The sequence below is a fragment of the Pandoraea sp. ISTKB genome, assembly GCF_001721285.1.
Lineage (GTDB): Bacteria > Pseudomonadota > Gammaproteobacteria > Burkholderiales > Burkholderiaceae > Pandoraea > Pandoraea capi.
In genome coordinates this window covers 38,891-47,864 of sequence record NZ_MAOS01000054.1, presented here as the reverse complement: position 1 = coordinate 47,864, position 8,974 = coordinate 38,891, and the positions used below count along the sequence as shown (strand labels likewise).

Here is an 8,974-nt window from a genome sequence, read left to right as displayed (position 1 = left end):
GCGGAAATGCGCGGAGGAAGAACCGCCGGTATTGACCGGCGGTTTTTTTATGGACGCCCGGAGGACGAATGTCGCGCTGCTGACAGGACTGTTCCCAAGTGGGAGGGTCGACCGAGGGGCGCGTGACACGCATCGGTGCTAAAATGTCAGGTTTCGTGGCGCAATTTCGTGCCGCCGCACTTCATCTCCCGGATACCGCCTGTGCTGTCTACCGCCAATATCACGATGCAATTCGGCGCCAAGCCGCTCTTCGAGAACATCTCCGTCAAGTTCGGCGGGGGCAACCGCTATGGCCTGATCGGCGCCAACGGCTGCGGCAAGTCCACGTTCATGAAGATTCTCGGCAGCGATCTGGAACCGAGTGGCGGCAACGTCATGCTCGAACCCAACGTGCGTCTGGGTAAGCTCAAGCAGGACCAGTTCGCCTACGAAGACATGCGCGTGCTCGACGTCGTGATGATGGGCCACACCGAAATGTGGGCTGCCATGAGCGAGCGCGACGCAATTTACGCGAATCCGGAAGCGACGGACGACGATTACATGCACGCCGCCGAACTCGAAGCGAAGTTCGCCGAGTACGACGGCTATACGGCCGAAGCGCGTGCGGGCGAGCTGCTGCTGGGTGTGGGCATTCCGACGGAGCAGCATCAGGGGCCGATGAGCAACGTCGCACCGGGCTGGAAGCTGCGTGTGCTGCTCGCGCAGGCGCTGTTCTCGAACCCGGACGTGCTGCTGCTCGACGAACCGACCAACAACCTGGACATCAACACGATCCGCTGGCTGGAAGACGTGCTCAACGAGCGCAACTCCACCATGATCATCATTTCGCACGATCGCCACTTCCTGAATGCCGTGTGCACGCACATGGCCGACATGGACTACGGCACGCTGAAGATCTATCCGGGCAACTACGACGACTACATGCTGGCGTCGGCACAGGCCCGTGAGCGTCAGATGGCGGCCAACGCGAAGGCGAAGGAACGCATCACCGACTTGCAGGACTTCGTGCGCCGCTTCTCGGCCAACAAGTCGAAGGCGCGTCAGGCGACGAGCCGTCTCAAGCAGATCGACAAGATCAAGGTCGAGGACATCAAGCCCTCGTCGCGTCAGAACCCGTTCATTCGTTTCGAATTCGAGAAGAAGCTGCATAACCTCGCATTCGAATTCGATGGCATTTCGAAGGCCTACGATCGTCCGATCTTCAAGAATTACTCGGGCGCAGTGCGCGCGGGCGAACGTGTCGCGATCATCGGTGAGAACGGCGCCGGCAAGACCACGCTGCTGCGTAGCCTGATGACGGACCTGTCGGTCGATGCGGGCAATGTGAAGTGGGCCGAAAACGCGAACATCGGTTACATGCCGCAGGACACGTCCGAGGCATTCCCGCAAGACGTGACGCTGACCGACTGGATGACGCAGTGGGGCAAGGAAGGCGATGACGATCAGGTCATTCGCGGCTCGCTCGGCCGTCTGCTGTTCGGTGGCGACGACGTGGGCAAGTCGGTGCGTGTGCTCTCGGGTGGTGAAAAAGGTCGCATGATCTGGGGCAAGCTGATGCTTGGCCGTCACAACGTCATGATGATGGACGAGCCGACCAACCACATGGACATGGAGTCGATCGAGTCGCTTCAGATCGCGCTGGACAAGTACCCGGGCACACTGATTTTCGTCTCGCATGACCGTGAATTCGTGTCGGGTCTGGCTACGCGCATCATCGAAGTGAAGAACGATGGCACGCTGGTCGATTACGCCGGCACTTACGACGAATACCTGGCCAGCCAGGGCGTGGAAGTCTGACGGCTGACGCGACGCGTCATACCCCGTAGTCCCCGACAGGGCGCTTGCATCGCAGGCGCCCTGTTTGCGTTTACGGTGCGCGTCTCGTCGGTCGTGCGCCGGTGGCTTGTGTTCAAGCTGTGATGGCAGTGCCGCTCTCTGTGGAGACGGCGGTCAGGGACGCTTATCCGACTTATCCGACGGTCGTCTCGGAATGTCGGAAAGCGGGCCTCGGACAAAACCGATTTCATCGGTGCTATGCGATGCCCGGTGGCGAGCGGACTACAATGGCCCTTCGCCGTTCATTCGTCGCTATTGGATTAACCGGACGTCAGCAGGAGACATGACATGAAGACTTACGACAAATTTTTCATCGACGGCCAGTGGGTAGCACCCGTCGGGCGCGGCACGCTGGACGTTTTTCACTCCGCAGACGCGAAGCTCATGGGTCGCATTCCCGAGGGCGCGGCGGAAGATACCGAAGCGGCTGTTGCGGCCGCACACAAGGCGCGTGACGCGTGGGCGGCTACGGCACCGGCCGAGCGTGCGGCCTATCTGCGCAAGATCGCGGCGGGCCTGAAGGCTCGCACTGACGAACTGGCGCAGGTCATGACGGGCGAGACGGGCATGCCGATCAAACTGGTGCGTGCCATTCAGGTTGGTGGTCCCGTCTATCACTGGAACAAGTACGCCGAACTGGTCGAATCGTTCGCGTTCGAGGCACGTGTCGGCAATTCGCTGGTGGTGCGTGAGCCTGTGGGGGTGGTCGGCGCCATCACGCCGTGGAATTACCCGCTCAATCAAATCACATTGAAGGTCGCGCCGGCGTTGGCTGCGGGATGCACCGTTGTGCTCAAACCTTCCGAAGTTGCGCCGTTCAATGCTTTCATCCTCGCCGAAGTGATCGCCGAGGCTGGGTTGCCTGCGGGCGTCTTCAATCTCGTGACGGGATTGGGACCGGTTGTCGGCGAGGTGCTGGCACGTCATCCGGATGTGGACATGGTGTCGTTCACCGGGTCGACCCGTGCGGGCAAGCGGGTATCCGAGGTGGCCTCGCAGACGGTCAAACGCGTGGCACTGGAGCTGGGTGGCAAATCGGCGTCGGTGGTGCTCGACGATGCCGATCTGGCCGCAGCGGTCAAAGGCACGCTCAATGCCTGCTATCTGAATTCGGGGCAAACCTGCTCGGCGCACACGCGTATGCTGGTGCCGGCGTCTCGTTACGACGAGATCAAGGCACTTGCGCAGGACGCCGTGGCGCGTTTCACGTTGGGTGATCCACGTGAAGAGACGACGCGACTCGGACCGCTGGCGTCGGCGGCGCAGCGAGAGCGCGTGCAGACCTATATCCGCAAGGGATTGGCGGAAGGGGCCGAATTGATCGCGGGTGGGGAGAGCGTGCCGGCAGGCTTCGAAGCGGGCTTCTTCGTGCAGCCGACCGTACTCGGGCGCGTGACGCCTGACGCCACGGTGGCACAGGAAGAGATTTTTGGCCCGGTGCTGTCCATCATCACCTATCAGGACGAGGCGGACGCCGTGCGCATTGCCAACGATTCCATATACGGATTGGGCGGTGGCGTGTGGTCAGGCGATGAAGCGCGCGCGGTGCGCGTGGCACGCCAGATTCGTACCGGTCAGGTGGATATCAACGGCGGGGAGTTCAACGTGCAGGCCCCGTTTGGCGGCTTCAAGCAATCGGGGCACGGGCGTGAGAACGGCGTGTATGGCTTCGAGGAATTCCTCGAATACAAGTCGCTTCAGTTCAAGTCGACGAAGTCGTAGAACTGTTGTCGCAGAAGCGCATCGCCGTGCCGTCGCGGGTGATGCGCGCCCACACCGCCGCTTTCTCTTCCTCGGTAAAGAATACCCAGTTGGAGACTTCGTAGGCGGTGCGGCCGCAGCCTTTGCAGACGTCGTCGAAGAGTGTCGAGCAAACGCCAATGCAGGGGCTGTCGGGGCGGTCGTGCAATTCGGACATAGGGGAAGATTCGGCCAGCGCTGGCTGGGGTGTCACAGGATGTCGCCATTATCGCATCGATGCCCGGGGCCGGTTTCGATTCCCCCTACGTCCGAATGTCAAGGGTGGACATTCGGCGCGATTTCCGGTTGGTCGCCGGTGGGTCGCCAATCACCATGATGCGTGAGGATTTTTATGCTGCGTAGCTGGCAACTTTTTGCACTGGGCTCGGCGTTCTTTGCCGCGCTAACGGCGATTTTCGGCAAACTCGGTGTGACGCAGGTCAACTCGAACATGGCCACGCTGATTCGCACCGTCATCATTTTTGGCGTGACGCTGGCGATCGTGGGTATGCGGGGAGAGTGGCAGAAGCCCACGACCCTGAGCACCAACACGTGGATATTCCTGATTCTCTCGGGGGTAGCGACAGGGCTGTCGTGGCTGTGTTACTTCAGAGCACTGCAACTCGGGCCGGTGTCCGGTGTTGCGCCGCTCGACAAACTGAGTGTTGCCATGGCGATGCTGATCGGCTGGGTGGTGCTGGGTGAGCCGTTCTCGCTGAAAGAAGCCTTGGGCGGTGCGCTGATCGTGGCAGGCGCGCTGGTGCTGGTGTTGTGATGTGCCTGCGGGGCGACGGCCATGATGATGGTGTTGCCGCCCCGTGGCCGCTCTGTCCGGCGTTACCAGCGGAAAACGCTGTAGCCGATGCGCACCTGTGATGGCGAATGACGGTTGTAGTCGAGCATGTCTTCGCCGTAGCCGGTGAAGTAGCCGAGCCAGATGTAACCACCGGTGCCGGGGATCAGTTTGCCGAGCGGGTAGGTCACCTGCACATCGACGCTGCCGTAATTGCGTTTCATGCCTTTGCGCAGCGTCGCGCCGATCTGCCAGCCGTTAGGCTTGCCCCACAGCACGAGCAGATCCATATAGCCGCGGTAATTCTGGATGTCGGGGTTGTCCTTCTTTTCCAGATAGGCGTAGAGCTTCGGCGCCACCGTCCAGTGGTATTCGGACGGGTTGCCGAATGTGAAGATCGGTTTGACGAAGACGGTATTGATACTGCGGGAGTCGTCGCCCGCCTTGCCGTTCGATTCGTGTTCGATACCGGCGGCAACGCCGAGCGACGAGAACCAGCCGGCACGTACCCCGGTGTCAGGGACGTAGTAGAAAAAGCTCGGACGATAGTTCGAGTCACGGAAGGGCGCTGACTCCGCTTCCAGATCCCATATCGACAATTGCGTGTAGCCGAAATACAGGTTGTCGAGGAAGGACTTCGATGCGGGGTTGTCCGGCTTCAGAATGTGGAACTTGAAACTGAGTTGGAACCGCGCGTTGGCGTCGCCGTTCTTGCCGAAAGCGATGTACATCGGCTCGTTGGACGAGATGCGGGCAAATTCGGCGTCGGCGGTGGGCGCGATGGCGTCGGCGGAGGTGGCCGCCACGGCACCCGAAGCGGAGGAGGCAGCCGCTGTCGCACCGACACCGGCACCAGCGGCGGTGGCCGCGCTGCCGTCTGAGGGCAGCGGCGCAGCGGCGACCATGGGTTCTGCAGGCGCTGCGCGGTCGAGGACGATGGTCGTGGTCGAGGCGTCCCAGTCGACAGGCTCGATGCGTACGGCACCGCGTAATTCCTTTGGCAGTACGGCCGAATAGGCGACACGGCGGAATTGCCCGTTGGCGAGCGTCACTTGTGCCGGCGCGATCGCTTCGCGCTTCAGATGCAGCAGTGTGGGCTTGAAGTCGTCGTTGGAAATGCGCACGACGATTTCGTCCGGCAACTTGATCGTTTTTCTGCCCGGCGTGTCTTGCGTGGCCAGCAGTGTCAGTTGCAGCGGCGCGCCGCCTGTGAGCGCACGAGGCGGTTGAAGCAGCGACAGGTCGGCGTGAGCGACGCCGCTCAGGGCCAGGCAGAGGGCTGAAGCGCCGATCTGGATGGCGCGTCGCGGCGATGGGGCGAACGTAACGAGATTCGTCTTGAGCATCGATCCGGTCTGAGTTGGCGACCTCAGGCGGAGATGCCCGAAGCCGGTTAAGGCTCGCCCCGAGTGAGCACCCGGAGGTCGGATTCGCGGGCGCAGCGGTCGCGTCCGCGAGATTTGGCAAGGTACAGGGCGGCGTCGGCCCGTTGCAGCCACGCATTGTCGTCGTCCCCCTCATGCCATTGGGCGACGCCGGCACTTATCGTGAACTGCAGAGCGCGGCCATCGACATTGATGCGTGCTGCGCGAACGGCTTCGCGCAGGCGCTCTGCGGCGTCGAAGGCTCGTGCCTCGATGGCGCCACTCAGGATAATAGCGAATTCTTCGCCGCCCAAACGACCGCAGATGTCATCTTCGCGTAACGATTCGTGACAAAGCCGCACGAATGTGGCCAGTACCGTGTCGCCAAGCGCATGGCCCCACGTGTCGTTGATCTGCTTGAAATGGTCGAGATCGACGAGGATGACGCTGGTCGGCACGTCGGCGGCATCGGCCTGAATGACTTCGGCGCGCAGGCGCTTGAGGAAGTGTCCGCGAGACAGGGCACCCGTGAGGGCGTCGTACTTGACCTCATGTTCCAGCGCGGCGTTCTTGGCGAGCGTATTGGTCAGTTGCAGCTTTTCGCGGCGCAGATAGCGAACGAGCAGGTACGAGGCACCGGCGAGACTGAGCAGCAACGCGAATACCAGCGCAGCATAACGGCGACGTTCCACGGAGAGGCTGCCGAGCGTGGGCGCTTCGCTCATGGTGTAGATCACCATTTCGCCGTCCGATGAAGCCTCGGCTTCGAGCAGATACGGCTGATTGTCCGGGCGCACCCGCACCAGCCGTGCGTTGTGTGTGGATTCTTCATCGTCCGGGGTCAGTCGCAAAAAGTCCGGCGTGCCGGGCGCAAGGTCGTAGCTCTCGATGGGAACGACCGTGAAGTCCTCTTGCAGGTAGAGGTGGCGACGTTCCGTGCGCGAGAGTTTGAACACGGTGGCGCCGGGCACCGCAAGGCCGGTGAATGTCGGGTCGTTGGCGAGCACGATCACGCCGTTGGTGTCGGTGATGAACGACGCGCCGCTGTCGACCCAATGCGACAGGCGTCGGATACCGAGCTTCACGACCACCACACCGACGAGCATGCCGTCCTGATAGACGGGGGCGGTGAAGTAGATACCGGGGAGTCCCGTCTTGCGGCCTGTCACGTACTGCTGGCCTGAGCCGCCGAGCACGGCGGCATTGAAGTACGCGCGATCACCGTAACGATCGCCGATCAGTGGATTCGACGAGTTGAAGTCGCTGGACGCGATCGTAATGCCATCGGGGGTGCCCAGCCAGACGAGGTCCGCGCCGAAATACAACTGCGCCGCGCGCAGCAGTTCGTTGACCGGCTTGAGTACCGGGTCGGCCAGCAGCGTTTCGCGAGCCTTTTCCTGTGGAACGTTCGTGAGCGGGTGCGTGGCAATCGTTCTGGCGGCCTGCTGGAGCTGCTCGATCTGGGCCAGCACTTGCGGAATGCCCCGGATCAGGATCAGGTCCTGGTTGACCGTGTGAACGGTGCCGTGCGCGAGCCGGGTGGCAATGCTGCGTTCCTCATACAGCAGACGTGCCGCACGATTCGCGACGAGCTGGTCGGCGGCGAAGCGCGCCAGCGCCCAGGCGATGAGAACGCAGACGAGGACGGCAAGACCGCGCACGAAAGCGGACGCGGCATGGTGACGGTTGAGAAGAGCGTAGACCAACGGCTGGTGCGGTTGCTGACGCGTTTACAGGCGCCCGTGCCAGTCTCGAATGAACGTCTCGATGTGCCCGGGCGGTAAGGGACGCGTGCAATGATACCCCTGCCACGCATGACAGCCCAGCGACGCGAGTGCATCGCGTTGCGCGCTGGTCTCCACACCTTCGGCCACGGTCTCGATTTCGAGCTTGCGGGCGATGGCAATGATCGCGCGAATCAGCTCCGTGTCGTAGCCACCGAGCAGGACCCCGGCCACGAACTGGTAATCGATCTTGACCGTGCCGAACGGCCAGCGCTTCAGACGCACGAAGCTGGAGTAGCCCGTGCCGAAGTCGTCGAGCGACAGACGAACGCCCATCGCCACGAGTTCGTTCATCAGCGTGGCGGCTTCGTCGAGATGCGAGATCAGCGAAGATTCCGTGATCTCGATTTCCAGCTTGTCCGGCGGCACACGGTGGTGCTTGAGAGCGTAGCGAACCGTTTCGAGCGTCTGAACGCGCATTTGTTGCGCCGACAGGTTCACGGCCACGCGCGGGTATTCCTCGCCGTCGGTGTGCCACTTATCGAGCTGACGACAGGCTTCGTGCAATGTCCAGTCGCCGATCGGACCGATGACGTCGCAGCGCTCGGCGGCCGGAATGAATTCGCCCGGCATGATGAGCTCGTCGTCGCGCTGCCAGCGGATCAGGGCTTCCAGCCCGGTCAGCCGGTGGGTTCGCATGTCGATCTGCGGCTGGTAGTGCAGGCGAAACTCCGAGTCCGACAGGGCGCGTCCGATGGCGCTGCGCCAGTAATGCTCGTTGCCTGCGTCGTCGGGCGGCGCAATGCCCTCGGTCGGTGCGGAGGGGGCTTCGGTGACGAGAAAACGCGAGGCGCTCTCCCGAATGGCCTGATCGGCGATATCCGAGGTGTGCTCCAGCAACGTTGCCGGCCATACCGGCACCTGGGGCAGGTGCGTCACGCCGGCCGAAATGATGGGGTAGAGCAGTCCGTTGCCGCACGGAACCGGCGATTCGCCCGCACGGATGAAGCGTCGCGTGATCTGTACGGCGGCCTCGCGGCTGCCGAGGTCGCGCAGCAGAATGGCGATCTGTTGATCCGATACGCGGCCGATGAGGTCGCGACGGCGAATGCGCGAGCCAATGCGAAACGCCACCGTCGCGAGCAGATCGGCGTCGGAGATGGCGGATTGGCTGGTCGCCGTGCGTTGACCCCGGCCCACGTGCAGCACGATGAGCGCGCTGTGACTGTTGGGCGGACTCGGGGTACGCAACTCAAGGCTGAGGGCGCGCAATAGCCGCTGGCGGTCCAGCAGCAGATCGGCGAGGACGACTTGCCGTCGCAGCGCGTTCGTATCGTTCATCTCGGCAGGCAGGCAGACGTCGCCCAAACGGTTGAACGTTTGTCACCGCCTCGTTTAACGGAGGCAGTGACGACGATGCGGCCGGTGAGGCGGCCAGCGAGGCCCCCGAGCAGGAAAAGCCCACGCGTCGAACAGGTCGTGCCGCCAGAAAACCCTTGAATCATGTTCTGCATAAG

At 62.5% G+C, this 8,974-nt stretch carries 7 protein-coding genes; 3 read left to right on the top strand and 4 right to left on the bottom strand.

What is annotated here, in order from left to right:
- The first annotated feature begins 201 nt into the window (after nt 1–201).
- A complete protein-coding gene (locus tag A9762_RS20650) occupies nt 202–1,797 on the top strand; it encodes an ABC-F family ATPase (protein WP_069343881.1) in 1,596 nt (531 codons plus the stop codon).
- Between the two features lie 327 nt (nt 1,798–2,124).
- The gene (locus tag A9762_RS20645; protein ID WP_069343880.1) at nt 2,125–3,558 is read left to right on the top strand and encodes an aldehyde dehydrogenase family protein; all 1,434 of its coding nucleotides are present in this window, start codon (nt 2,125–2,127) and stop codon (nt 3,556–3,558) included.
- Here A9762_RS20645 and A9762_RS20640 read toward each other — a convergent pair.
- A complete protein-coding gene (locus A9762_RS20640; protein ID WP_069343879.1) occupies nt 3,539–3,754 on the bottom strand; it encodes a DUF1289 domain-containing protein in 216 nt (71 codons plus the stop codon). The two genes, A9762_RS20645 and A9762_RS20640, sit on opposite strands and share 20 nt — an antisense overlap.
- A gap of 174 nt (nt 3,755–3,928) precedes the next feature.
- Between A9762_RS20640 and A9762_RS20635 the strand changes: the two genes are divergently transcribed.
- Nucleotides 3,929–4,351, top strand: coding sequence for an EamA family transporter (locus A9762_RS20635; RefSeq protein ID WP_170836290.1), 423 nt, complete (start codon nt 3,929–3,931; stop codon nt 4,349–4,351).
- Nucleotides 4,352–4,413: 62 nt separating this feature from the next.
- On the opposite strand, the gene A9762_RS20630 is transcribed toward A9762_RS20635, so the two are convergent.
- From A9762_RS20630 to A9762_RS20620, 3 genes are read right to left on the bottom strand one after another with little or no spacing between them, the layout of a single operon-like run.
- A complete protein-coding gene (locus A9762_RS20630) occupies nt 4,414–5,715 on the bottom strand; it encodes a phospholipase A (RefSeq protein ID WP_083254145.1) in 1,302 nt (433 codons plus the stop codon).
- 47 nt (nt 5,716–5,762) lie between these two features.
- Entirely contained in the window at nt 5,763–7,439 is a 1,677-nt protein-coding gene (locus tag A9762_RS20625) for a sensor domain-containing diguanylate cyclase (protein WP_069343878.1), read from the bottom strand.
- A gap of 24 nt (nt 7,440–7,463) precedes the next feature.
- Nucleotides 7,464–8,798 carry a bifunctional diguanylate cyclase/phosphodiesterase gene (locus tag A9762_RS20620; protein ID WP_139133320.1) on the bottom strand — a complete coding sequence of 445 codons (1,335 nt, stop codon included), beginning with the start codon at nt 8,796–8,798 and terminating at the stop codon, nt 7,464–7,466.
- Nucleotides 8,799–8,974: the final 176 nt, after the last annotated feature.